Annotated in this window: 26 protein-coding genes; 5 read left to right on the forward strand and 21 right to left on the reverse strand. The window is 65.1% G+C overall.

Going from position 1 to position 24,375, the window contains the following annotated elements; all coding sequences use genetic code 11:
- Positions 1-39 precede the first annotated feature (39 nt).
- The 9 genes from AC5P60_RS02795 to AC5P60_RS02835 form a co-directional block, all read right to left on the reverse strand.
- Positions 40-210: a ribbon-helix-helix protein, CopG family gene (locus tag AC5P60_RS02795; protein ID WP_140222693.1), complete on the reverse strand. Its 171-nt coding sequence runs from the start codon at positions 208-210 to the stop codon at positions 40-42.
- Positions 211-710: 500 nt separating this feature from the next.
- Positions 711-1,373, reverse strand: coding sequence for an N-6 DNA methylase (locus AC5P60_RS02800; protein WP_031421652.1), 663 nt, complete (start codon positions 1,371-1,373; stop codon positions 711-713).
- Positions 1,366-2,154, reverse strand: a complete 789-nt coding sequence (locus AC5P60_RS02805) for a DNA methyltransferase family protein (protein ID WP_197581593.1) — start codon at positions 2,152-2,154, stop codon at positions 1,366-1,368. The genes AC5P60_RS02800 and AC5P60_RS02805 overlap by 8 nt, the downstream gene beginning before the upstream one ends.
- On the reverse strand, positions 2,147-2,836 hold the full coding sequence (locus AC5P60_RS02810; RefSeq protein WP_224119359.1) for a phage N-6-adenine-methyltransferase: 690 nt from the start codon (positions 2,834-2,836) through the stop codon (positions 2,147-2,149). Before AC5P60_RS02810 ends, AC5P60_RS02805 begins: the two co-directional genes overlap by 8 nt.
- 110 nt (positions 2,837-2,946) lie before the next feature.
- Positions 2,947-3,483 carry a hypothetical protein gene (locus AC5P60_RS02815; RefSeq protein ID WP_224119358.1) on the reverse strand — a complete coding sequence of 179 codons (537 nt, stop codon included), beginning with the start codon at positions 3,481-3,483 and terminating at the stop codon, positions 2,947-2,949.
- 113 nt (positions 3,484-3,596) lie between these two features.
- Entirely contained in the window at positions 3,597-3,845 is a 249-nt protein-coding gene (locus AC5P60_RS02820) for a hypothetical protein (protein WP_224119357.1), read from the reverse strand.
- A 210-nt stretch (positions 3,846-4,055) separates the two neighbouring features.
- Complete coding sequence (locus tag AC5P60_RS02825; protein WP_224119356.1) at positions 4,056-5,027, reverse strand: hypothetical protein; 972 nt, start codon at positions 5,025-5,027, stop codon at positions 4,056-4,058.
- Positions 5,028-5,065: 38 nt separating this feature from the next.
- Positions 5,066-5,722 (reverse strand): nucleotide-binding protein, encoded by a 657-nt coding sequence (locus AC5P60_RS02830; RefSeq protein ID WP_224119355.1) that lies wholly within the window; start codon positions 5,720-5,722, stop codon positions 5,066-5,068.
- A gap of 91 nt (positions 5,723-5,813) precedes the next feature.
- Positions 5,814-7,670 carry an integrase arm-type DNA-binding domain-containing protein gene (locus tag AC5P60_RS02835; RefSeq protein WP_224119354.1) on the reverse strand — a complete coding sequence of 619 codons (1,857 nt, stop codon included), beginning with the start codon at positions 7,668-7,670 and terminating at the stop codon, positions 5,814-5,816.
- A gap of 294 nt (positions 7,671-7,964) precedes the next feature.
- Between AC5P60_RS02835 and mutS the strand changes: the two genes are divergently transcribed.
- The 4 genes from mutS to AC5P60_RS02855 all read left to right on the forward strand — a co-directional run bounded on the left by mutS (position 7,965) and on the right by AC5P60_RS02855 (position 15,018).
- Positions 7,965-10,520 (forward strand): DNA mismatch repair protein MutS, encoded by a 2,556-nt coding sequence (gene mutS / locus AC5P60_RS02840; protein WP_495201680.1) that lies wholly within the window; start codon positions 7,965-7,967, stop codon positions 10,518-10,520.
- A 199-nt stretch (positions 10,521-10,719) separates the two neighbouring features.
- Entirely contained in the window at positions 10,720-12,477 is a 1,758-nt protein-coding gene (locus AC5P60_RS02845) for a hypothetical protein (RefSeq protein ID WP_033833382.1), read from the forward strand.
- 180 nt (positions 12,478-12,657) lie between these two features.
- The gene (locus AC5P60_RS02850) at positions 12,658-14,301 is read left to right on the forward strand and encodes a catalase (RefSeq protein ID WP_005408605.1); all 1,644 of its coding nucleotides are present in this window, start codon (positions 12,658-12,660) and stop codon (positions 14,299-14,301) included.
- Between the two features lie 108 nt (positions 14,302-14,409).
- The gene (locus AC5P60_RS02855) at positions 14,410-15,018 is read left to right on the forward strand and encodes a DUF937 domain-containing protein (protein ID WP_049404750.1); all 609 of its coding nucleotides are present in this window, start codon (positions 14,410-14,412) and stop codon (positions 15,016-15,018) included.
- A gap of 38 nt (positions 15,019-15,056) precedes the next feature.
- On the opposite strand, the gene AC5P60_RS02860 is transcribed toward AC5P60_RS02855, so the two are convergent.
- Positions 15,057-15,464: an RNA-binding S4 domain-containing protein gene (locus AC5P60_RS02860; RefSeq protein ID WP_005408603.1), complete on the reverse strand. Its 408-nt coding sequence runs from the start codon at positions 15,462-15,464 to the stop codon at positions 15,057-15,059.
- 9 nt (positions 15,465-15,473) lie between these two features.
- Positions 15,474-15,713, reverse strand: coding sequence for a hypothetical protein (locus tag AC5P60_RS02865; RefSeq protein ID WP_329771761.1), 240 nt, complete (start codon positions 15,711-15,713; stop codon positions 15,474-15,476).
- Positions 15,714-15,775: 62 nt separating this feature from the next.
- On the opposite strand from AC5P60_RS02865, the gene AC5P60_RS02870 reads away from it, so the two are divergent.
- Positions 15,776-17,236, forward strand: coding sequence for an MATE family efflux transporter (locus AC5P60_RS02870; RefSeq protein WP_231522583.1), 1,461 nt, complete (start codon positions 15,776-15,778; stop codon positions 17,234-17,236).
- 69 nt (positions 17,237-17,305) lie between these two features.
- Here the strand turns inward: AC5P60_RS02870 and AC5P60_RS02875 are convergent, their stop codons facing one another.
- From AC5P60_RS02875 to ffh, 10 genes are all read right to left on the reverse strand, one after another.
- Positions 17,306-17,713 carry a DUF1801 domain-containing protein gene (locus tag AC5P60_RS02875; protein WP_483692927.1) on the reverse strand — a complete coding sequence of 136 codons (408 nt, stop codon included), beginning with the start codon at positions 17,711-17,713 and terminating at the stop codon, positions 17,306-17,308.
- Positions 17,714-17,751: 38 nt separating this feature from the next.
- Positions 17,752-18,186 (reverse strand): DUF1801 domain-containing protein, encoded by a 435-nt coding sequence (locus tag AC5P60_RS02880; RefSeq protein ID WP_005412655.1) that lies wholly within the window; start codon positions 18,184-18,186, stop codon positions 17,752-17,754.
- An 80-nt stretch (positions 18,187-18,266) separates the two neighbouring features.
- Positions 18,267-18,647 carry a DUF6404 family protein gene (locus AC5P60_RS02885; protein WP_012479532.1) on the reverse strand — a complete coding sequence of 127 codons (381 nt, stop codon included), beginning with the start codon at positions 18,645-18,647 and terminating at the stop codon, positions 18,267-18,269.
- 82 nt (positions 18,648-18,729) lie between these two features.
- Positions 18,730-19,131, reverse strand: a complete 402-nt coding sequence (gene rplS, locus AC5P60_RS02890) for a 50S ribosomal protein L19 (protein ID WP_005408597.1) — start codon at positions 19,129-19,131, stop codon at positions 18,730-18,732.
- Positions 19,132-19,285: 154 nt separating this feature from the next.
- Complete coding sequence (trmD, locus tag AC5P60_RS02895) at positions 19,286-20,044, reverse strand: tRNA (guanosine(37)-N1)-methyltransferase TrmD (protein ID WP_049432339.1); 759 nt, start codon at positions 20,042-20,044, stop codon at positions 19,286-19,288.
- 8 nt (positions 20,045-20,052) lie between these two features.
- The gene (gene rimM, locus AC5P60_RS02900) at positions 20,053-20,565 is read right to left on the reverse strand and encodes a ribosome maturation factor RimM (protein WP_005408595.1); all 513 of its coding nucleotides are present in this window, start codon (positions 20,563-20,565) and stop codon (positions 20,053-20,055) included.
- A gap of 44 nt (positions 20,566-20,609) precedes the next feature.
- Positions 20,610-20,870: a 30S ribosomal protein S16 gene (gene rpsP / locus AC5P60_RS02905; protein ID WP_005408594.1), complete on the reverse strand. Its 261-nt coding sequence runs from the start codon at positions 20,868-20,870 to the stop codon at positions 20,610-20,612.
- A 97-nt stretch (positions 20,871-20,967) separates the two neighbouring features.
- Positions 20,968-21,780 (reverse strand): aminotransferase class IV family protein, encoded by an 813-nt coding sequence (locus tag AC5P60_RS02910; RefSeq protein ID WP_483692929.1) that lies wholly within the window; start codon positions 21,778-21,780, stop codon positions 20,968-20,970.
- Positions 21,777-22,853, reverse strand: a complete 1,077-nt coding sequence (locus AC5P60_RS02915; RefSeq protein WP_099605717.1) for an NAD(P)H-dependent flavin oxidoreductase — start codon at positions 22,851-22,853, stop codon at positions 21,777-21,779. The genes AC5P60_RS02910 and AC5P60_RS02915 overlap by 4 nt, the downstream gene beginning before the upstream one ends.
- Before the next feature lie 92 nt (positions 22,854-22,945).
- Positions 22,946-24,322, reverse strand: a complete 1,377-nt coding sequence (gene ffh / locus AC5P60_RS02920; RefSeq protein WP_005408591.1) for a signal recognition particle protein — start codon at positions 24,320-24,322, stop codon at positions 22,946-22,948.
- Positions 24,323-24,375 lie beyond the last annotated feature (53 nt).

Below are 24,375 nucleotides of genomic sequence, written 5' to 3' on the forward strand. Positions count from 1 at the left end.
TCCCTAGTTGTAAACGCCCCGGTTCGCACCCGGGGTTTTTTATGCCGCTTGACTGGGGCGATGCACCCACTCTTGAAGCGCCTGACGCATGGCCTCGGAAGGGGTTTGCCCACGGGCCACCGCCGTCTCCTCCACCAACGCCTTAAAACTTTTGCTGACCCGGGCCTTCAACAACTCATCCCGTGCGGTCTTTTCGCGTTTCGTCTTCACTGCCTGCTCCGTTTCTTGATTTGTGGTCCTGTTGTGGCCACAAATCCATCTAAGCAGGCTTTACGGAACTGGCAAGGGCTCGCGCCAACGGATGTTCGTTTCTGCTTTTGATGCTCCAGAAACACTTGAAAGTGTGAAATACCTCAAGCATCAGCCCTGGAGGTAACAAGTGCTTGTTACCCACTTGTTACCCTTCAAACCCTTATGTTTACTGGGGGGTAACAGGTGGTAACAAGGTAACAAGTGGTTTAAGAGATCCACGCAAGAAAAATCCACTCACCGCTCACAACATCCATGCATACATCCATCGGGAGCTCGCGATCCACCCGTTACCCTGTTACCCCATGTTACCTCCTTATGGGACAAGGCTTTCACGGGTAACAAGGGGGTAACAGGTGCTTGTTACCTGTTAGGAAAAACAAGAGCAAAAGCGGCTTGAAGCAAGAGCCGGCGGCTGCTCGCCGCCGAGTCTTGAAGAGGGAAAGGCGGGCCTCCGGCCTCTACTCGTAGAGGTGGAAGTGAGACCAAAACCCGGGGCGCCTGGGACCGATCAGTTCGTTCCCCACCGTGACTTTGACCGCCCCAAGCGGCAAGAAATGAAACGTTTGATTCGCGTGGATCTGCAAAGCCGTCATCGCTGCGCACAACGGATCGATGTCCCCCGCCAGCACCAGGATTTTTTCGCTTGGAAGGTGTTTCAGTTGACTCCTGATCGCGGCAAGGGCAAGCGAACCCGCGCCGCAACAGCTGTCGTAGACCTTGGCTCCGCTCCCACCAGGCCGATGCCTGGTGGCAAGGGCTTGAACCAGATCGAGAAGATCGCCGGGAGTGAAAGACTGACCCAGCCCTTCTCCACCCTTCCTGGCCAGCAGCTCGGCATGGACCCGTCCCAGGACATCGTCAAACGGCCTGCTTGCGAAGACCGCTTTGATGTAAGCGTTGATGGCTGCTACCACTTCAGGCGCTTCTTCGACATTTTTTTTCAAGGGTCCAAAAGCAAGGACTTTGGTGTCGAGGTGACCCTTGGTGTCTGCGTGGATATGTGCCATCGACATCAGTGCGTGCTGAACGAACGTTTCGAATGCAACCCGCGGATTCCACGGCTTGCCAGGAGTGGAAGGAATGGCGCGGATGGCCTTCACAAGCGCAGTGACCTCATTCATTGTTGGCCGCCCCCATGTCAGCGCCCGTCATCCGGTTGGCCTTCTCGAGCCGGATCTCCTCATCCATGGCGATGAACCGATCTCGCGTGAGAGACCAAAACACCACCCGCATTTCCATGTATTCGGTGATGATGTCTTTGCACTCGATTACCACGCGCCCGATGGGCATCCGCCAGATCAACTGGTTTGACAGCAACTGAAGTGCGGTCATCGCAGCGCACAACGGATCGCGGTCGTTCGCTTTCACGGTAAGCCCCCGAAGGGCCTTCGAATCCTTCCCGGCCAGTTCGTGAAGCTTCACAAGCAACAGCGTGCCGGCTCCGCAGGTGGGGTCACCCATGGGCCACTCGTCTTTTTGAGGCGCTTGAGCAAAGGCGTTCAAAGCCATCGCCAAGCCCCAGGGGGTGAAATGTTGAGCGTCGTTCTTTTTCCCTGACCACACCAACTCATTAAACAGCCGGCCCAGGATGCATTCGAACGGCTCGAAGGTTTCCACTGCGCCGCCGTATGCCTGGCCCGCTTCGAGGCACCAATCCTCGGACCCATCCACATCGGTCCCAAGCAGCGTCAAGTCACACCAGGCGACCAAGGGCCCATATCCCCAGGTGAACAACTCCTCGGCCTGCTTGAGAACGCAAACCTTCAGCGCAAGCGCGGTGAACTTGCGCATCTTTTCCCGGGGCGAATCCCCGGGGATGGTTTGAACGGCCTTCAGCAACCGCTGGTAAGCCGCATCGCGGGGTGAGGTCGGCTTTGCCTTCTTCGAAGTGCGCTTACTCATCGTTGGCCGCCCCCACGTCAGCGCCCACCCCAGAACTCAACCGGGCAAAGTCCAGCTCCAGGAAACATCCGCGGATCTGCCCCTCCCTGACCGCCCGCTTCAAGCGACGGGCGCCCTCCTCGCCGTAGGCAATCCACGCAGGGCCAGCAGGGGGCGCGTCACCTACGTCTCCGTTGGCCCGGTGGAACTTCAAGCGGCCCTCTTGGAAGACCACCGCGCTGACATTGGGGTGGTTCAGCACGAAACGTTGGAACCAGCGGGTCTCGGTTCGCGCAAACACCAGGGCGATGCCGCCCCCCGGGTGGTTGGCCATCTTCTCCATCCAGGCCTCTTGCCCCCGGCCGAACGGCGGGTTCATGAAAACGAAGGCATCCGCCGGCCATTCCGACGCCAGGCCGTCATCGCTGGGCTTGAGCATCCGAGCCGCGGTGGGCCACGGCATCCCGTTCTCGGGCGTTGCCGGATCCAGGTCGAAGGGCCCGAGGCCCGTGTAGCCCTCCTTCGGGCTTCCCCAGATGAGCTCCGGCGAGGTGAGCCAGGTGTCCGTGGTCTGGGCCGCAGGCAGGCGGTCGTAACCGACCGTGGCGGACGCGAGCTTGGTGGCGCGAGGGGAGGAGGTGATCTTGCGCTGCTTCAGCATGGACAGCGCGCCGGTTTTGAGCGGGTGAGCAACAGTGTTCATGGGGAATCTCCAGGTTTGGGTTTTTTGGGCAAAGCTCCGCCGGCACGGCTAAGAAAAGCCGTGTTTCGCAAACGGGGTTTGACGGGTTGGTCCAGGCTTGGCGCTGGTTACTACAGCTCAAGCTCGATGTGATCAGCGATCTTATCGATCTTCTCTTCGCTCACGTTCAGGGCAAACAACTGCCCCTGCACGGTGAACTCCATTGCGTCGTAGAAGGCCACGCCCCACACCTGCCAAGGGACCGCATTGAGCTGCTCGGCACTGAAGAAACGGAATCGTGACAGGGCTTCCTCCTGCGTCGCCGCCTGGATGGCAAAGCTCCTTGTCGCCAGTCCATCGCCGCTAAGCTCGGCGAAACCCTCTTTCGTATCGGCCGGATAGGTCTCGGGGAAATCCATGAGACCCGCACGATGGCAAGGAAAACTGACTCGCGGCAGCACTTCAGCAATCCCTTCATCAACTGAGCACGAAATGGCCTTCTCAATGCGATTGATGCTGAAAAACGTCACCAACGCCTCTGCCAACTTTTTTGCTGACTTCCGGCGCACCTCGCGCTCGGCGCCCTTGTGGCTTCGTCCAGGCATTGGCAACAGAGCGACGATGTCAATCGCTGCGGTGATGTGGAAGGTGAAAGTTTGCTGTTTCATGAGCAGTTCCAGATGGTGGGCAAGGCTCCGCCAGCACGGTTGGTCAGCCGCGTTTCGCGAACGTTTTTTTGGGGTTCGGCCAGACTGACCAGGTGTACTGCTGCGCTGCTGGCTTAGCCGTTGGCGGCGTCTTCGATGTCCAGGAAGCTGTTCAGCGTTGCCAGCTGCAAGGTGAGCCCCTGGTCGGGGGGTACGCCCCGCAGGTCGCGGTTGGGCACGATGACCGACGTGCTGGTGTCGGCGGCAAGCAGGCCCAATGCGTGGGGCAGAACGTCGGCCAAGGCGTCGGCGAGGACCTGCGGGGTTACGTTAGAGAACTGGTTAGAGAGCGAGGGGTCGAGCGAGAGGATGAGCGGCTGCATGAATGTCTCCGTGCTGGTGTGGCTCCATTTTCCAGTCACGGTCCGAGCGCTTCGATGCCCTAAGAGGGGTCCCCCTCTTGGACCTGAATCTTCATTCATCCAGCCACGCTGGGGCGGCGGCGGAAGCCGCTGCTTCCCCGCTTTTATCTCTCCACGACCGAGCCGGCGGGCAGCCGGCGAGACAGGGGCGTTGCGCCCCTGAAGGACCGTCTAGAAGGGCGTTCCCTTTCTGCTCGGGGCAGGGGCCGGAAGCGAGAAGTCCAGCAGCTCCGCCCTTGCTTCGTTGCGGGCCGTCAGCGCCATCTTCGCGTCCTTTAGTCGCTCTGCTTCGCGCGCTTTCAGCGCCATGGCTGGCGCGGCCTGCGGGTCCTCTTCGGCATCGAATGCAGTCTGGGCTTCCGATGCGTCCTTGATGGCCAGGGATTCCTCCCACGCCATGAAGTCGGAAACGGCACCCAGCCAGTCCTTGTGGCATTGGAGCAACGCGTCTTTCAGTGCGGGCTGTGCCCAAGGCATGCCGAACGCTTCGGCCAGTCCGCACTTCTCGACCTCGAGTTTGAAGTAGTTGTGTTGATCAACCTCAGCGATGCTCTTGCTTCGGAAGAACATACGAACATGGTCCTTCGCGCCCCGTGTTTCGATTGGCCTTACCGACGCCACCACACGCTCGCCTCGCTCATCGACCCCAATCGTGAGCAGGAGGTCGCCATTGAGCTGCTCTCGAAACGTCGCCAAGCCTTCGGGCAGCGTTCGCGTGGCCCCCAAGAGATGGCCTGCCTCCCTCGCTTCCCGCCACGGGCGGCCGCCCGGACGGTTTTTCTCGTCCTCAGCGGCGTCAATAAGATCCACCAGCGATATGGCGGCATGGGTGCGTGCCTGCTCCGGTTTGTCCACGACCACGCCCACCTTGCGAGCCCACGCGTTGAAGGCTTCGTAAGTCATGTTCAGCAGGCCCGCGGCCTCGGCGGCGGTCCATGTGTCCATCCACACCGCCTCCCGCTTGCCAGCCGCCAGTTCCTGGCGTTGCTTCTTCTCATCGGCCAGCTCTTTGTCGAGAGCGCGCAGCAACTTTCCCCAGGTTACCCCCCACCCGCCCGCGAACGTGTCGTCCACGTGCCCGTAGCGGTCGGCATAGCGACGGATCAGCGCCGCTTCGGTCTTTGCTTTCGAATCAAACGACATACGGGGCAACCACTAGGATCGGTGGGGACTGTAGATGCTTAGAAGCGGAACGGCGTGCGAGTGATTGGGTCCGCCGCGGGCGGCAGACCGTCGTCCAAGCCTTGAGCACGGGCTTGGTTGCGGACCTCCCTCCACGCCGCCTGGAACGCGGATTGTGCCGCCTCCATCGCGTCATCGAATGGCTCGCGCGCCGCAACGCTGGTCCAAGGCTCCAGCAGCGCCTCGGCCAGGGGGGCCTCCCAGATTTCGCCCTCTGCCAGGGCGCGATCCAGGGTGTCCTCGTCCACGGTGAGCACGTGCCCGGCAATCAGCCCTCCCACCACCGCCCATGGGTGGGGAATGGCCCAACCTTCATGGGACGTGATCAACGCAGCAAAGCGCCCGGCGTTCTTGCGCAGCTTTTCCAATGCCACCTTGGCCTCGTGGATCTGCCGCTCCAGCTCCAGCTCTCGCTGCTGTTGGCTCAAGCGCTCCAGCTCAGCGCTCAGCCGACGCTCTTTCGCTGACCTGCCCTGACGCCCATCCTTCCAAGCCACCAGTTCGTCGTAGTCGTATTTCACACGCTGGTTGGGGCCATTGACGGCGCTGCCGGTGGCCTTCTGAAAGCGGGGCCCGGTGGGCGGGGTGCGTCGCCTCCACTCGCCCAGCGTGTCGGCATGGATGCCCAAAAACCACGCGGCGGCCTTGGCGGACACCAACCCGCCTCCAGCGCTCTTCGCCCGGGCCAACTCTGCGTTCCAAGAGGCTTCCGCTTTGGCTTGGAACGCCTCTTCTGTGCGAACGGGCTCAATCCTCGTCATCGAGCGCCACCTTCTGGTTGCGTGCTGCAAAAATCGTCACTGGCGGGTCGTTGACCTCATCCAGCCGCGGCTTGTCCGTGCCCTTCCAGCGGTTCCAGACCCGGGGACTGCTCGCCATCATGTGCTCTTCCACCACGGCAAACGCTTGACGCAGGACCGACCACTCCTGCTCGGTGTAGATCGCGTCGGTGGCCGCGGAATCCTTGTCCTTGATCCGGTGGTGAAGCATCTGCGACACGACCCGGGCCTTGGTGCCGTGAATCCGTTCGGCATAGCGCCCCAGAGTGCGACGCAAATCGTGGGGGGTCAGGCCGATGTCCACCTCCTCGCGCAAATCGATCAGCCCAGCGTCGCGACGCACGTTGGCGATGATGGATTTGCTGTCGGAGTAATGACCCGTTTTGCTGCGCCCGGACCTTGCCGGAAAGACGAACCGGGTTCGATCCAACGCGTGCTCAGCGTCGGCCACCGCCGCCTCCAAGGCGTCGATCAGTCCCCGTTGCCCACCCCGTTTGCTCGCGGCGCTCAGCGCGGCCTTGGCGGCCTCCAATCCCTGCTTGGCCCCTGTATCGTCTGCGCGCTCGTTGAAGCGCCGCTGCAGGACGCGCTCGGCGAAGTAGGTGACGGGCAAGAACCGCTGCTCCTTGTTCTTGGTCTCGAAAAGGTAGACCTGGCTGCCCGCCCGCTTGGTGGTCGGGTTGATGTCCTCTGGCCCCGCCAGCCAGACCCAGGACACCATTTCCTGCGACAACTCTCCGGGCGTGCAGCGGTCATACCAGCGCAACGGAGCAGCCTCGCTGCGCCGTGTTCCCCAAAGCAAGGTCAGCAGCAGGTAGTCCGCCCCGGCCGCATTGCGCCCGCCTTGTTCGTCCCGCCGTGCTGCAATGGCTTTGAGGACCTTGGGCAGCGTTTTGTCGTCCAGGGGATTGCGAACCTCTGCCCGGCTGTAATGGTTTCGCAGCTCGTGCGCTTCCCGGAGCATGTCGCGGGTATGGATCACCACCAGCGGGTTGTAGAACTGGCGCTGGGGACGGCCAAACCGATGATCGCGGGCTCTTTCCTCGTCGATGAGGAAATCCACCGCTCGCCTGGCGTCCGAAAACGTGTGTTCCGTTGAACTCAACCCTGCAGCTCGCACCCGCTGGATGTATTTGCCGGTGATGCCCAACGCTTCCAGCTGGGAAACGGTGAGCTTGGCCCAATCCGCCACCTCCGCCAGCTTTCTGCTCATGTCCCGCGGAATGCGATTGGACAGTTGCATGGAACTGATCCGGCAAGCATCAAAGGCCTGCTGGATGACCTCCAAATGGAGCTCGTTCAAGGTTTTGTCCGCCAACCCAACCGTGGGGCGTGAAAGGCGGGCCAAACTGTCCCTCACCGCGTCCACGCTGGCCGGCTTGATCTTCTTGTTCTTTGCGCGGGCGTCCAAGTGGGCGATGTAACGCTCCAATGCCTCGCGCAGGGTCAGATCCCCGAACTCTTTTTCCGATTCCCTTTCCAGCGTTTCCAGCAACTGCTGGCGCTTGACGTGGACGGGGTTCTTCCCCGTTTCCTTCAACAGCGCCAGGTGCTCCCTGCACGCCTCCCTGGCCTCGTCCAGCCCCATGTCGCTCACGTTGCCCAAGGTGAAGCGGATCGGCGTGCCCGTGGGCCCTCGTTTCTGGCCAACGTAGGTGGTCATCGTGGAGCCGACCCGGAAGCCAAACCCCGTGGGAGCCCCCGGCCCGCCGTCCAGCACCACGTAAGCCTTCCCGTCCGGGCGCGGGACCAGCCGAACCTTTCCTTGCGCATCCAAGGCCGGGCCTTTGTGGACCGACAGCGCCAGCACCTGGGCGTAGGTCAAACTAAACTTGAGCGAACCCGCCCTACTGCTTGACGCTGGACTCTTCATCGCATGCCCCTCCGGGTGCCGGTGTTGCTACTGTAACGCACGCCCGCGGTCATTGCTACACGGCGTTGCTACACCCCACCCCACCCCATCCCGCGCCCGTCGCTACATCGTCACTACAGAAAACACCGTCACTCGCCTTCATTCGCCTCGAATCACCGTCACTCCACTCAAAGCCCTTCAACTCAAGTGATTGATATTAAAGAAAACAACAGCGCCAGCAAGGGCTCGAAGGAACACACGCCTGCGATGAAGCAGTTCTTCGCAGCCAAGTCCGACTACCCGGACCTGCTGCTGTTCTTCCGCATGGGCGACTTCTACGAGCTGTTCTACGACGACGCGCGCAAGGCCGCGCGGCTGCTCGACATCACCCTGACCCAGCGTGGCAGCTCCGGCGGCGCGCCGATCCCGATGGCCGGCGTGCCGGTGCATGCCTACGAAGGCTACCTGGCACGGCTGGTGGCGCTGGGCGAGTCGGTGGCGATCTGCGAGCAGATCGGCGACCCGGCGCTCGCCAAGGGCCTGGTCGAACGCAAGGTGGTGCGCATCGTCACCCCCGGCACGGTCACCGACGAAGCGCTGCTGGACGAGCGCCGCGACACCCTGCTGATGGCGCTGTCGCGCAGCAAGCAGGGCTACGGCCTGGCCTGGGCCGACCTGGCCGGTGGTCGCTTCCTGGTCAACGAGGTGGAAACCGACGACGCCCTGGAAGCCGAGCTGGCACGGCTGGAGCCGGCCGAGCTGCTGGTGCCCGACGAGGAGAACTGGCCGGAGTTCCTGCGCCAGCGCACCGGCGTGCGCCGCCGTGCGCCGTGGCTGTTCGACGCGGACAGCGGCCGCCGCCAGCTGCTGAACTTCTTCAAGCTGCACGATCTGAGCGGCTTCGGTATCGATGACAAGCCCCGTGCCACCGCCGCCGCCGGCGCCCTGCTCGGGTATGTCGAGGAAACCCAGAAGCAGCGCCTGCCGCACCTGACTTCGATCGCGATGGAAACCGCCGGCGAGGCGATCGCGATGAACGCCGCCACCCGCCGCCACCTGGAATTGGACACGCGTGTCGACGGTGATACCCGCAATACCCTACTGGGCGTGCTCGACAGCACGGTGACACCCATGGGTGGGCGCCTGCTGCGCCGCTGGCTGCACCGCCCGCTGCGCCTGCGCGAGGTGCTGGTGCAGCGCCACCACGCGGTGGAAACCCTGATCGATCGCGGTGCGGACGCCGACATCCGCGAGCAGTTCCGCCGCCTCGGCGATCTGGAACGCATCCTCACCCGCGTCGCGCTGCGCTCGGCGCGCCCCCGCGATTTCTCAACCCTGCGTGACGGCCTGGGCCTGCTGCCGGCGGTGCGCGAAGTGCTGGCCCCGCTGGACTCGCCGCGCCTGCAGGCCCTGCATGCGGCGCTGGGCGAACACGACGCGTGCGCGCAGCTGCTGGCCAGCGCCATCGCCGAGATGCCGCCGCTGAAGCTGAGCGACGGCGGCGTGCTGGCCGATGGCTTCGATGAAGAGCTGGACGAGCTGCGCCGGCTGTCCACCCATGCCGACCAGTTCCTGGTCGACCTGGAACTTCGCGAGCGCGAGAGCAGCGGTATTCCCACCCTGAAGGTGGGCTACAACCGCGTTCACGGTTACTACATCGAAATCAGCAAGGGCCAGTCCGATCGTGCGCCGGTGCACTACACCCGCCGCCAGACGCTGACCAATGCCGAGCGCTACATCACCGAAGAACTGAAGGCATTCGAGGACAAGGTGCTGTCCGCGCGCGACCGTTCGCTGTCGCGCGAGAAGTACCTGTACGAGCAGCTGCTGGACACCCTTGGCGGGCAGTTGGAACCGCTGAAGCAGTGTGCCGCTGCGCTGAGCGAACTGGACGTGCTGGCCGCCTTCGCCGAACGCGCGCAGGCGCTGGACTGGGCGCGCCCGGAGCTGGAGGCCGAGCCGTGCCTGAAGATCGAACGCGGCCGCCATCCAGTAGTCGAAGCGGTACGCGAACAGCCGTTCGAACCCAATGACCTGGACCTGTATCCGGACCGTCGCATGCTGGTCATCACCGGCCCGAACATGGGCGGTAAATCGACCTACATGCGGCAGAACGCGCTGATCGTGCTGCTGGCCCACATCGGCAGCTTCGTGCCGGCCAGCCGGGCGGTGATCGGCCCGATCGACCGCATCCTGACCCGCATCGGCGCCGGCGACGACCTCGCCCGCGGGCAGTCGACCTTCATGGTCGAGATGGCCGAGACCAGCTACATCCTGCACCACGCCACCGCCCATTCGCTGGTGCTGATGGACGAGATCGGCCGTGGCACCTCCACCTACGATGGCCTGGCGCTGGCCGACGCGGTGGCCCGCCACCTGGCCTACCAGAACCGCTGCTACACGCTGTTCGCCACCCACTACTTCGAGCTGACCGCGCTGGCCGACGAACAGCATGAGGGCGGCCGCAGCGGCATCGCCAACGTGCACCTGGACGCGGTCGAGCACGGCGAAGCGCTGGTGTTCATGCACGCAGTGAAGGACGGCCCGGCCAACCGCAGCTTTGGCCTGCAGGTGGCCGCACTGGCCGGCCTGCCGCGCGCCACCGTGGCGCAGGCACGGCGTCGACTGGCCGAGCTGGAACAGCGCGGCGCTGAAAGCCACGCCGCCGAGCTGGCGCCGCAGGCGCTGGATGCCCCGCAGCAGTTCGGGCTGTTCGCGGTACCGTCCAGCAAGGCGCAGGAAGCGCTGGCGGCGATCGATCCGGACGAACTGACGCCGAAGCAGGCGCTGGAAGCGCTGTACCGGCTGAAGGCACTGCTGTAAGTGCGCCTGGCCAGGGGGCACCATGCCCCCCTGGAAGCCGCCGCGGAGAATCCTGCATACTCGGCCACGCAGACCGCCACAGGGGAGCTGGGGCGCCGTTCCGCACAGTCACTGAAACTGCGATCCCAGCGGCATGCAATGGGGCCGGGCAACATGCCGCGGCATCGAAGCGAGGGGATTCGATCACGAGGGAACGAACATGCGGCGTACGGTTCTAGCGTTGTTGCTGGTGTGTGGCGTGGCCGATGCACAGGAATTCGTAAGCAGCGAGCGTACCTACGACGAACGCCTGCGGGGTGCGCGGGTCGCGGCGCTCGGCGATGATCTGTTTGGTGATTCCCTAAACAGGAAGGATGGCACGCTGCAGTTCTCGCAGACCGATGTCGTGGTGCCGACCAGCAGTGGAATGCGGGTCGCATTCACCCGCACAACGCCGAAGCAGAAACAGGGACTGGATCGCGCTGCCGCCCCGCTGGGGGCGTCCTGGGAGATCGATGCCCCCTACATGATGGGCTCCTACGATCAACGCCGGGGCTGGAATGCGGCGGGCGGCGGCCGCTGCAGCGGCAGCAACCTGTCCCCGACCGAGTGGGTGGGCCCGTCACCGGACTTCAACACCCGGGTCATCCCGAAGCACACCTATTGGAGCGGCATCTTCATCAACCTCCCTGCGGTCGGTTATGAATCCCTGTTGCTGAAGGAAGCAGGGGCAAGCCTGCCCCAGGATGGGGCAACCTACATTGGTACCTCGGCCAGCCAGTGGCGCGTCAGCTGCCTGCCAGCCATCAGGAATGGAACCGGCGAAGGTTTTGTGGTGCGGACCACCGATGGCACCCGTTACTTCTTCGATTGGATGGCGGTCCGCGACCAGCACGACGTGCTGGCCAACGAGTACTATCGTGATGGCAATGGCAATGGCACATCGCAGCCCTACCTGCTGGTTCCGGTCGTCGATGTCTTCCTCTACGCGACACGTGTCGAGGACCGCCACGGCAACTGGGTCAGTTACAGCTACGACGGTGCCAACCCGACCCGCCTGCTGGCGATCATTTCCAATGACGGAGCCCGGATCGATATCGACTATGACGCGCAGGGCAAGATCGGCGCCGTCCGGGCCGGGGATCGCACCTGGCGTTACAACTACGTCGACAGCTACTGGGGGCGCACGCTCAACGAAGTCGTACTTCCCGACCAGTCGCGCTGGACCTTCTCCACCGACCGCCATGTGGGCGCCATGCCGTGGACGATGGTGCCCCCCGTCCTGAATCCAGGCTTCTACATGAATTCCTGCGCGCAGAATGCAACGGGATTCCGCTCGGAAGATGCCGGCGACCCGGCCTTCAACGATGTGATCACCATGCGCCATCCCAGCGGTGCACAAGGGGTGTTCTCGCTTCGCCAGTTGATCCACGGATCGGACAATACGCCTGGCAGCTGCGGCATCATCGGCACTAGTTCCTCCAACTTCGGGTTTGGCTCATTCGGCATTCCCAATGCCTACATGGCCAAGTCGCTGGTATCCAAGACCCTGTCCGGGCCCGGCATCCAGCCCGCCTCCTGGACGTACACATACTCACCACACTGGTCATTCACCGGTGGCTGCACCTCCAACTGCGTTTCAACAACCTGGGAAAACCGGCCCGACGGCGTGCAGGCCGAGTATGTCTTCGGCAACGACTACACCGCCAACATCGGCGACCTGCAGATCGAGCGCCTTCGCCGTGCCGGCCTGGTGGTACAGGAAACCCGGTATGTGAAGGCAGGCGCATCGGGGCCCTACCCCGCACGCTATGGAACGCAACTGGCGCCACGCGGGAATCCGCTGACCACCCAGATCCGGCCGATGCAGGACACCCAGCTGCGCCGGGACGGGATGCTTCATCGTCGTTATGTGGATGCATTCGACGGCCTAGCGCGCCCGGTGCGCATCGTCGAATCGAGCACTGCTGGCCCATGATCGGAGCGTGTCGGGACGCGAGCCGCCGGGCGACCGGAACAAGGCCCCGGCAGTGAATTCCCGACAATCGATAGACAGAAGCTATAGAAGTGAATGATTCATTCGATTATTCATTTCATCTAGCCATAGCTAAAGTCGAGTGAAGATGTTCCACCCCGTCTTCACCCGCAGGAGCCAGCCATGAGCCAGTCCGATAACAACAGCCCCAAGTGCCCGTATCACACCGCGCCGTCGCCGGCGGAAGGCGCCCAGCAGCAGCGTGAACTGAGCACCACGCCCAAGCAAAAGCACGGCGATGATCCGGTCACGCCGATGACAACGGCCTTCGGCGCACCGGTGGTGGACAACCAGAACAGCAAAACCGCCGGCCCACGTGGCCCGCTGCTGATGGAAGACGTCTGGCTGCTGGAGAAGCTGGCCAACCTCAACCGCGAGATCATTCCCGAGCGCCGCATGCACGCCAAGGGCTCGGGCGCGTTCGGTACTTTCACCGTCACCCACGACATCAGCAAGTACACCCGCGCCAAGCTGTTCGAGAAGGTCGGCAAGCAGACCGAGATGTTCGCGCGCTTCACCACGGTGGCCGGCGAGCGTGGCGCCGCCGACGCCGAGCGTGACATCCGCGGCTTCGCGCTGAAGTTCTACACCGAAGAAGGCAACTGGGACCTGGTCGGCAACAACACGCCGGTGTTCTTCCTGCGCGACCCGCGCAAGTTCGCCGACCTCAACAAGGCCGTGAAACGCGACCCGCATACCAACCTGCGCAGCGCGCGCAACAACTGGGACTTCTGGACGTTGCTGCCCGAAGCCCTGCTGCAGGTGACCGTGGTGATGAGCGACCGCGGCATCCCGCGCAGCTTCCGCCACATGCACGGCTTCGGCTCGCACACCTACAGCTTCACCAACGCCGACAGCGAGCGCTTCTGGGTGAAGTTCCACTTCGTCAGCCAGCAGGGCATCGAATCGCTGACCGACGCGCAGGCGCAGATCCTGGTCGGCCATGACCGCGAAAGCCACGGCCGCGACCTGTTCGCCGCAATCGAGAAGGGCGACTTCCCGAAGTGGAAGCTGTTCATCCAGGTCATGCCCGAGCTGGAGGCGGAAACCTACCGCATCCATCCGTTCGACCTGACCAAGGTGTGGCCGAAGAGCGACTACCCGCTGATCGAAGTCGGCCAGTTCGAACTCAACCGCAACCCGGTCAACTGGTACCAGGACGTGGAGCAGTCCGCGTTCGCACCGAGCAACCTGGTGCCCGGCATCGGCCCGTCGCCGGACAAGATGCTGCAGGCACGCCTGTTCGCCTATTCCGATGCGCAGCGCTACCGCTTGGGCGTGAACCACCACCAGATTCCGGTGAACGCCGCACGCTGCCCGGTGCACAGCAACCACCGCGACGGTGCGATGCGCGTGGACGGCAACTACGGCGGCCTGCCGCACTACGAGCCGAACAGCTACGGCCAGTGGCAGGAACAGCCGCAGTACCGCGAGCCGCCGATGAAGATCCGCGGTGACGCCGACTTCTGGAATTTCCGTGAGGACGACGCCGACTACTTCAGCCAGCCCGGTGCGCTGTTCCGCAGCTACAACCAGGCACAGAAGGACCGCCTGTTCGCCAACACCGCCCGCGCCCTGGGCGATGCGCCGGACTTCATCAAGCAGCGCCACATCGACAACTGCAGCAAGGCCGACCCGGCCTATGGCGCTGGCGTTGCCGCGGCCCTGAAGGCGCTGGCCAGCCAGCCGTCGGATCCGTTCAAGCCGGCGCAGCCGGAAGCGGACTTCCCCACCGCGACCCCGGGCGCCGAAGACATCGAGCTCTGATCACCCTGCCCCGTGAACAGCACGCCGCCTCCCCGTGAGGCGGCGTCGCCGTTTTAACGGTCCGCGTCGTACCTTCTGCACGCCCCACCCCAATCAAGGATTCCGCAGATGAGCCTCACCGACGAACTTCTCGCCAAACTGCAGGGCGCACCGCTGCAGCAGGTGTCGCAGCAGCTCGGCATCAGCGACACCCAGGCTTCCGGTGCGATCAGTGCCGCGCTGCCGGTGTTGATGGGCGCGCTGGGCAACAACGCCTCGCAGCCGCAGGGCGCGCAGGCGCTGCTCGGCGCGCTGCAGAACAACCACAGTGGGCTGGACCTGGGCAGCGTGCTCGGTTCGGTGCTGGGCGGCGGTGGCGGTGGCGGTGGTGCCGCCAGCGATGGCGCCGGCATCCTCGGCCACATCTTCGGCGGCAACCAGCAGAAGGTGGAAACCGGCCTGGCCCAGGCCACCCAGCTCGACAGTGGCCGCACCAGCCAGCTGCTGCAGATCCTCGCACCGATCGTGATGGCTTTCCTCGCCCAGCGCCTCGGTGGCGGCCAGGCCGACGCCGGCTCGCTCAGCCAGGCCCTCGGCCAGGAAAAGCAGCAGGTGCAGCAGCAGGGCGGTCTTGCCGGCGGCCTGCTCGGCAGCCTGCTGGACCAGGACGGTGACGGCCAGCTCGGCGTGGGCGATCTGCTGAAGATCGGCGGCAGCCTGCTGGGCGGCAAGCGCTGAGCCAAGGGGGCGCCGGATCCGGTCTGGCGCCCTGCTGCTTACAACGCGTCGATATCGCCGAGCGCGCGGATCAACCGCCGTGCGCGCTTGTCCGGCTTGTGCTCCGGCGGCTGGAAACCATCGCGCGCCGCGATGCGCAACGCGCGCTGTTCGGCACGGCGCGCCTTCGAGGCCTCACTCTCGGCATACAACTGCTGCGCCGTCGGCGCCGGCCCGCGCTGGTCGCTCAGGCCCAGCACCTGGATCTCGAAATGCTCTTCGCCGCGGTCGACCTGCAGCTGCTCACCGACGCGCACTGCGCGTGAGGATTTCGGGCGCTGCCCGGCGACGCTGACCTTGCCGGTCTCGATGGCCTGCTTGGCCAGGCTGCGGGTCTTGAAGAAACGGGCCGCCCACAGCCAGATGTCCAGGCGGACACTGGGCGACAGCGGGGAAAGCTCGGTCATCGGCAGGGACTACTCCGTTCGCTTGTTCAGGGGACGCGGGTTGTAGGGGTCGGTGCGGCAGCCACTGCCCCCGATCAGGATGGGAACGCCGGCGGAAAGATCCTGGCGCTGGCTGCCGACCAGGCACTCGGGGCGGTCGGTTGGCCGCACCTGGGTATCGCCCAGCCGGTCACCTGTCGAACATGCGGCCAGCGCGGCGCCGATCAAGGCCAGCGCCAGCCTTCGCTTCACCTGCAGTCGTTGACGCATTGCCACATCCCGCAAACCGGCTTGGTGCTAGTGTGCGCCTCCCGGGATTCGATCACCACTCCATGGCCAAAGCGCCGCTTGACCTGACCTCCGGCCCGATCGGCCGCAATCTCCTGTTGTTTTCCCTGCCGATCCTGGCCGGCAACATCGCGCAGTCGCTGAACGGTTCGGTGAATGCGGTCTGGGTCGGGCGCTTCCTCGGCGAGGCGGCACTGACCGCCACCGCGAACGCCAACAACATCATGTTCTTCCTGATCGGCTCGGTGTTCGGCTTCGGCATGGCCTCGACCATCCTGATCGGCCAGGCGATCGGCGCGCGCGACATCCCGCAGGCGCGGCGCGTGGTGGGTACCAGCGCCACCTTCTTCATCGGCCTGTCGGTGATCATCGCCATCGCCGGCTGGTTCATGGCCCATCCGCTGCTGGCGGCGATGGGCACGCCGGCCGCCTCGCTGCCATTGGCCGAGGCCTACCTGCAGATCATCTTCCTGGCGATGCCGACGCTGTATGCGTTCGCCTTCCTCACCGCCGCGCTGCGCGGCGCCGGTGACTCGCGCACGCCGTTCCGTTTCCTGATGGTGTCGGTGGCACTGGACATCGTGCTGAACCCGGTTCTGATCTTCGGCATGGGGCCGTTCCCCGCGCTGGGCATCGCCGGCTCGGCCTGGGCCACGCTCGTCGCGCAGACGCTGTCGCTGGCCGGCCTGCTGCTGTACATGCGGCACAAGCGCCACACGTTGTGGCTGGGCCGCGCCGACATGCGCCTGTTCAAGCTCGACCTGACCATCCTGAAAGCGCTGGTGCTCAAGGGCGTGCCGATGGGCCTGCAGATGGTGCTGATTTCGCTGTCGGTGATCCTGCTGATGACCATGGTCAACCAGTACGGCACCGACACCGCCGCCGGTTACGGCGCTTCCCTGCAGCTGTGGAACTACCTGCAGATGCCGGCGATGGCGATCGGCGCGGCGTGCTCTTCGATGGCGGCGCAGAACGTCGGTGCACAGCGCTGGGACCGCGTACGCGGCACCGCACGCCAGGGCGTGCTGTTCAATTTCCTGCTGACCGGCGCGCTGATCCTGCCGCTGGTCCTGTTCGATCGCCAGCTGCTGGCCCTGTTCCTGCCGCCGGCCAGCCAGGCGCTGGACATTGCCCGTCACCTCAACCACGTGGTGATCGGCTCGTTCCTGTTCTTCGGCGTCAGCTTCGTGATCTCCGGCGTGGTGCGCTCCACCGGCGCGGTGATCCCGCCGCTGCTGATCCTGGCCGGTTCGCTGTGGGGCGTGCGCGTGCCGTTCGCCGAGCTGCTGCAGCCGTATTGGGGCGCCGATGCGATCTGGTGGAGTTTCCCGGTCAGCTCGCTGGCGTCGATGCTGCTGTCGTTGGCGTACTACCGCTGGGGCGGCTGGCGCAAGGCGAAGATGATGGGCAAGCCCTCGCACGCCGAGGAACTGGCCACGCCGTCGGAAATTCCGGCCTGCCCGCCGTCGCCGGTGGCCGACCCGGATGCCGCACCGATGCGGTAGTGCCGGCCGCTGGCCGGCAACCTCAAGCCTCTCCAGCAGCATCGCGGCACAGCCGGCCAGCAGCCGGCTCTACCGCTTCTTCTTCGCCGCGTTGAACATGGCCGCCGCGCGCATCAGCGCCTTGAACGCGGCGGCATCCGGCATCGCGCCTTCATGGATATTGATCGCGCGCCGCGTGTTGCCCTCCAGGCTGGCGTTGAACAGGCCTTTGGGGTCGGCCAGCGCCGCGCCATTGGCAAACGTCAGCTTCACCGCCTGCTTGTAGGTCTCGCGGGTGCACAGGATGCCGTTGTGCTCCCACACCGGTGTACCCCGCCATTTCCAGGTTTCCTGCACGTCGGGCAGCGCCTCATGGATCAACGCACGCACGCGTGCCAGCGCTTCGCCACGCCAGTCGCCCAGTTCGGCGATGCGCGCATCGATCAGTTCGGCGGCCGGGGTTCCGGCATCGGCCGGGTTGGGTGCATGCGTGGCCATCAGCGGCTCTCGTCGGCAAGGAGATCAGAACGGTGGGCTTACATGTGTTCGCCGGGCAATGCCGCGGCCTGGCGCACCCAGTCAAGAAACCGGGCTTCATCCAGTACGCCATCCTGTGCAATGTGCAGGTAGCGCGTATCGGCACTCCTGGACGGCTCCGGCGGCACCGGTTTCAGCGCAGCGCCGCGGAAGAACGCCACCTTGATATAGCGGGTGAAGCAATGGAAGCTGAGAAACCAGCCTTCGCCCGCGGCCACCGCATACATCGGCGAGTTCCACTTCACCGCCTTGTGCACCCCGGGTACGGCCTGTTCGACCAGCGCATCCAGCCGTGCGCCGATCGGCCGCTTCCAGTCCGGCATCGCCGCGATATAGGCCTGTACCGTGGCATCGCCCTCGCCCTTGGCGATCTGCGGATTACCGCCTGACAACAGCTTGGGCGCAGCGGAAGGTGCGGTTCGCTTGGCAGGCATCGCACGGCACGTCCATCGGGATGATGCCGGCAGCCTACCGCGGCCTGTGCCGGGCGGTCACGGCGCAGTGCGCCATCGGCTCAGTCCGCCTGCCCCGCGCGGAACTGGCGCCACTCCGGCAATTTGCGGTGACGGCGCAGCGAGCGCATCAAGCCGGCCATCACCACGCCGAACAGCGCACCAGCCAACAGCCCGGCCGCCAGCAGCAAGGCCAGCGGACGCTCGCTGCCCTGCCACAGCATCAGCCACATCAGCGCGGTCCAGAACAGCCCGAACAACAGGCCCTGCACCAGCGCATTGGTACCGAAGCCGGCCAGGATCGGCGGTGGCAGTGCGATGCCCATGCGCCACAGCAGGCGATGCAGCAACGGCGCCGACTGCACACGCGCCAGTCCCTTGCCGTCGAGGAAGCGCAACGCCGACTGGATCACGGCGGGATAGCGCGGGTTGATGTCGTTCATCACCTGAGCATGGCCGATGCGATGCCGGAAACGCAAACGGCCACCCGAAGGTGGCCGTCGCGGCAACAACCGAAGTTGTTTATCAGGCCTTTTCGGCCAGACGGGCAGCCTTGGCGGCAGCAGCGGCAGCCAGGTCTTCCTTGATGCGGGCAGCCTTGCCTTCCAGGCCACGCAGGTAGTACAGCTTGCCGGCGCGGACCTTACCACGACGCTTCACTTCGACCGAGTCGATGATGGCGCTGTGGGTCTGGAACACGCGCTCGACACCGTAGCCGTGCGAGATCTTGCGCACGGTGAACGAGGAGTTCAGGCCGGCGTTCTTGGTGGCGATGACGACGCCTTCGTAGGCCTGCACGCGCTCGCGGCTGCCTTCCTTCACCTTCACGTTGACGACAACGGTGTCGCCCTGGCTGAACTTCGGCAGTTCACGGGTGATCTGGGCGGATTCGAATTCCGCGACGATGGACTTGTTCAGCTTGCTCATGGGTTACACCGATTCTTGTTCGGGTGGGCGTGTCATGTAGACAACGTGGGCTCATGCAGTCACCGGACTGTGCTGCACGTTTGTTGTGGGTACTGCGCGCGCCGGCCTGGGCTGGCGGTAATTGGCCATGATAGCCGATAAAGCCGGCCCTGCGCTAGGGGGCGGCCTTCTGTTTCTGGGCTTGACGGCCCTGTTCCAGCAGCGTGCGGTCGGCCTTGCCCAGCGTCTGTTCATCCAGCAGGTCCGGGCGCCGCTGGGCGGTACGGACCAGCGACTGCTGGCGGCGCCACGCGGCGATGGCCGCATGGTTGCCTGAGCGCAGCACGTCCGGCACGTCGCCCAGAGGGTGCTGGGCCGGCTGGCTGTAGTGCGGACAGTCGAGCAGGCCCAGATCACCTTCGAAACTGTCCTGGGCCGCTGATTCAGCGTCATTCAGGGCCCCGTCCTGCAGGCGGGCCACGGCGTCGATGATGACCGCCGCACCCAGCTCGCCACCCGACAGCACATAGTCGCCGAGGGAGATTTCCTCGTCGACATTGGCTTCCAGGAAACGCTCGTCGATGCCCTCGTAGCGGCCACAGAGCAGGACCATGCGCGGCAGTGCCGCCAGTTCCCGTACCTTGGCCTGGGTCAACGGCGCCCCCTGCGGGCTGAGGTAGATCACCCGCGCCGGGGTCGGATCAGCATCGCGGATCGCCTGCAGGCAGGCCTGCAACGGTTCGATCAGCATCACCATGCCCGGGCCGCCACCGAACGGACGGTCGTCCACCCGGCGGTAGTTGCCTTCGGCGTAATCACGGGGATTCCAGCCATGCAGGCTGAACAATCCCTTCTCCTGCGCGCGCCCGACCACGCCCAGTCCAGCGGACTGGGCGAGGAACTCGGGGAACAGGGTGATGACGTCGAAACGCATGCTCACACTCAGAACTCGGGATCCCAGTCGACCACGACCAGGTTGGCCTCGAAATCGACCGACTTGACGAAGTCCGGCTGCACGAACGGGATCATCCGCTCGCGGTCACCCCGGACCACCACCACGTCATTGGCGCCTGTACTGAACAGGTGCGAGACCTGGCCCAGGGCAACGCCCTCGGTGGTCTTCACGTCCAGGCCTTCCAGGTCCACCCAGTAATACTCATCGGGCTTCGGCGGTGGCAGGGCACTGCGGGCCACATAGATCTCGGTGCCGCGCATCGCTTCAACGGTATCGCGGTCCTCGACGCCGGGGAACCGGGCGACCAGGTGCTTGCCACTGTCGCGGCCACGCACACCTTCAATCGTGGTTTCCACGCCGGACGGGCTGCGCACGATCCACGGCTGGTAACGGAAAATGGCGGAACGTGGCTCGGTCCAGGACTCGAGCTTGATCTCGCCGCGCACACCAAAAGCGCCGACAACCCTGCCCAGCAGGATGCGGCGCTCGATATCTTTCATCTGCTTCAACCAAGAGGGCCACGCCGAAGCGTGGCCCGTCAGGATCAGGCCGCAGCGGCCTGGGACTTGGTCGCTTCCTTGATCAGGTTGCGGACCTTGTCGGTCGGCTGGGCGCCGTTCTTGACCCAATGGTCAACGCGGGCCAGGTCCAGCTCGATGCGCTTCTCGCCGCCCTGGGCGACCGGGTTGTAGAAACCAACGCGCTCGATGTTGCGGCCGTCGCGCGCACTGCGCACGTCGGTGACGATGATGTGGTAGAACGGACGCTTCTTGGCGCCGCCGCGGGTCAGTCGAATCTTGACCATGGTGTTTTTCCTATTGCCCAGTCGCCAGGATGGCGAGGTAAGCGGGCGATTATAGCGGTAGAGTCCGGCCGAGCCAACCCCGGGCGTTCGCTTGGGGTCAGATCCCTTTTGCGCCGCAAAAGGGATCTGACCCCAGCCCCTGCCAAGCCACCGCCGCCAGCACCGCCCTGCCCTGTTCAGCCAGCGCCTGCGAGCTTGGCAGGAGATGCCCGTCGATGGCCTCCAGCGCCCACAGGCCGCTGGCGTTGCAGGCAAAAGCGGCCTTCACCCTGCTTAGTTCAGCCAGCGCCAACGGCCGCGTCAACTGCGCATCGGGCCAATGCCGCTTCAGCAGCGCTTCGGCCGTACCGCGCAGGGCCGGCGCCTGCGGCCAGAGCAGGCGTTCACCATCGTGCACGGCCAGGTTCCAGGTGCTGCCTTCACTCACGTCGCCATCAGCGGTCACGAACAGCACATCGTCGAATCCTTCGGCCATCGCCGCGCGGCGCTCGGCGAACAGGCCAAACGTGCCCACGTGCTTGATCCGCGGCATTTCGCGATGCCAGACCACGCTGCGCACGCGCTTGGGCACGACCAGGGCCAGCGGCGCTGATATTGCCACCAGCACGTCCACCGGCACCGCCGCCAGCGGGTTGCGGAAATCGAACCGGCGCGAGTACACCGTCACCCGCAGCGAGGCATCGGCCAGGCCGGCCTGTTGCAGGGCCTGTGCCATCCAGGTCTGTACCTGCACTGTATCCAGCTCGCTGCCGAACAGTTCACGCGTCGCCTGTGACAGCCGCGCCAGATGCAGGTCCAGTCCCTGCACCGCGTAGCCGCGCACCTGCAGCGAGGTGAAATGGCCGTAGTTGACCAGCGCCGGCAGCAGATCCTCGACCTGTGCCGGCAGGCCGTTGCAGGTCACCGTCATCGCAGCAGCGCCTGCGCCTGGCTCCACATGCCGCGCAGCACGTCGGCGGCCGGCTGTGCCGGCGCCATCCACGCCGACTGCCCGGCCCAGGCCTGCATCGCCGCCAGGCGGTTTTCCTGCGCGGCCTGCTTGCGCATCGGCGCGGTCAGCCCGCGCTGCACCGGGTACGGGCGTGGCGGCGGGGCGCCTTCTGCGGCAGCGGCGCGCACATAGGCGGTCGCCAGGCCGCGGCCCAGGCGGCCGCTGAAGGCGCGGGTCGGCCAGGTGTCTTCCGGTTCGCTGGCGGCCAGCCCATCGGCCCATGCCGAGGCGATCGCTGCTTCGGGCGTGCGCAGGAACGCGGTGCCGATCTGCACCGCGCTGGCCCCCAACGTGAGCGCGGCGGCGATACCGCGGCCATCGGCGATACCGCCGGCGGCAATCACCGGGATCTGCAGGTGATCGGCCAGGCGCGGCAGCAGCGCGAACAGGCCGACCAGCTGGCGCTCGGCCATCGCCGGATCGAACGCACCGCGATGGCCGCCCGCTTCCATGCCCTGCGCCACCACCGCATCGGCACCGGCGTCCTGTGCTGCACGCGCTTCGGACAAGGTGGTCGCGCAGGCGATCCAGGCAATGCCGGCATCCTTCAACTGCTGCACGTGGCGCGGCAGCAACACACCCATGATGGTCGAGGCCACCGCCGGGCGTGCGGCCAGCAGTGCGGCGAACTGTTCTTCGAAGTCGGCGGGCGTGGCATCGGCGGCGCTGGCCGGCACGTCCGGGCCCCACTGCGCCAGGAAGGCGCGGCTGGCAGCCTCGGCGGCAACGTCACGGGTCGGCACCGGATCCGGCACCCACAGGTTCACCTGCGCCGGGCCGGTCGAAGCGGCGCGGAAATCGTCCATCCAGCGACCGATATCGGCCGAAGAGGACAACACCGCGCCCATCGCGCCCATGCTGCCGGCATTGGCCAGCGCAGCCGACAGCGGCACCGGGCAGGCACCGGCCATCGGTGCCAGCAGGATCGGAAGCTGCAATGAAAAACGCCGACAGAAGGTGTCGGCGCGTTCAAGAATCGGCGATGCATTCATCGCGACATACCTGTTGGAGAAGTCGCCATCCAGCATACGCCAGTCATTGTGACCGGGGCCGCGTCGCAATGCGCGCCGGCCCCGTCGCTGCATCAACGGAACGGCATGCCGCGGCCGCCCATGGCGCCCATCATGCCCTTCATGCTGCGCAGCATGCCCTTCATGCCGCCGCCGGCCATCTTGCTCATCATCTTTTCCATCTGCATGTACTGCTTCATCAGCTTGTTGACGTCAGCCGGCGTCACGCCCGAGCCCTTGGCGATGCGCGCGCGGCGCGAGCCGTTCAGCAGGTTCGGGTTGCGCCGTTCCTTCTTGGTCATCGAGCTGATGATGGCGATCATGCGCGGCACTTCCTTGCCCTGGCTGACCTGCTGCTTCAGATGGTCGGGGATGTTGCCCAGGCCCGGCAGCTTGTCCATCAGGCCGCCGATGCCGCCCATGTTCTGCATCTGCTCGAGCTGGTCACGCATGTCGTTCAGGTCGAACTTCTTGCCCTTGGCGACCTTCTCGGCCAGCTTGGCCGCCTTGTCCTTGTCGACCTGCTGCTCGACCTGCTCGACCAGCGACAGCACGTCGCCCATGTCGAGGATGCGGCTGGCGATACGGTCCGGGTGGAACACGTCCAGGCCTTCCGGCTTTTCGCTGACGCCGACGAACTTGATCGGCTTGCCGGTGATGTAGCGCACGCTCAGTGCGGCACCGCCACGGGCGTCACCGTCGGTCTTGGTCAGCACCACGCCGGTCAGCGGCAGGGCATCGCCGAAGGCCTTGGCGGTGTTGGCCGCGTCTTGGCCGGTCATGGCGTCGACCACGAACAGGGTTTCGGCCGGGTTCACCGCAGCGTGCAGGGCCTTGATCTCGGCCATCATCGCTTCGTCGATGGCCAGGCGGCCGGCGGTATCGACCAGCAGCACGTCGACGAACGACTTGCGCGCGTCGTCGATGGCGGCACGGACGATGGCTTCCGGCTTCTGGTCGGCACTGGACGGGAAGAACAGCACGCCGACCTGCTCGGCCAGGGTCTTCAGCTGTTCGATCGCGGCCGGACGGTAGACGTCGGCCGAGACCACCATCACCTTCTTCTTGCGCTTTTCCTTCAGGTGCTTGGCCAGCTTGCCCACCGTGGTGGTCTTGCCGGCGCCCTGCAGGCCCGCCATCAGGATGATGGCCGGCGCGGGCACATTGAGGTTCAGGTCGCTGGCTTCGGCGCCCATCACCGCGGTCAGCTCGTCGCGCACGACCTTGATCAGCGCCTGGCCCGGGGTCAGCGACTTCAGCACTTCCTGGCCGACCGCTCGTACCTTGATGCGCTCGATCAGGGCCTGCACCACCGGCAGCGCAACGTCGGCTTCGAGCAGCGCGATGCGCACTTCGCGGGTCGCCTCGCGGATGTTCTCCTCGGTCAGGCGGCCACGGCCACGCAGGCGCTCGATGGTGCCGGAAAGGCGCTGGGTCAGGGACTCGAACATGCGGCGCAACCTGTCTGAAAGCGGGGGACAATAAGGCAGACAGTATAACGGGT

The sequence above is a fragment of the Stenotrophomonas sp. YJH_SMC_120 genome (genome assembly GCF_059368675.1).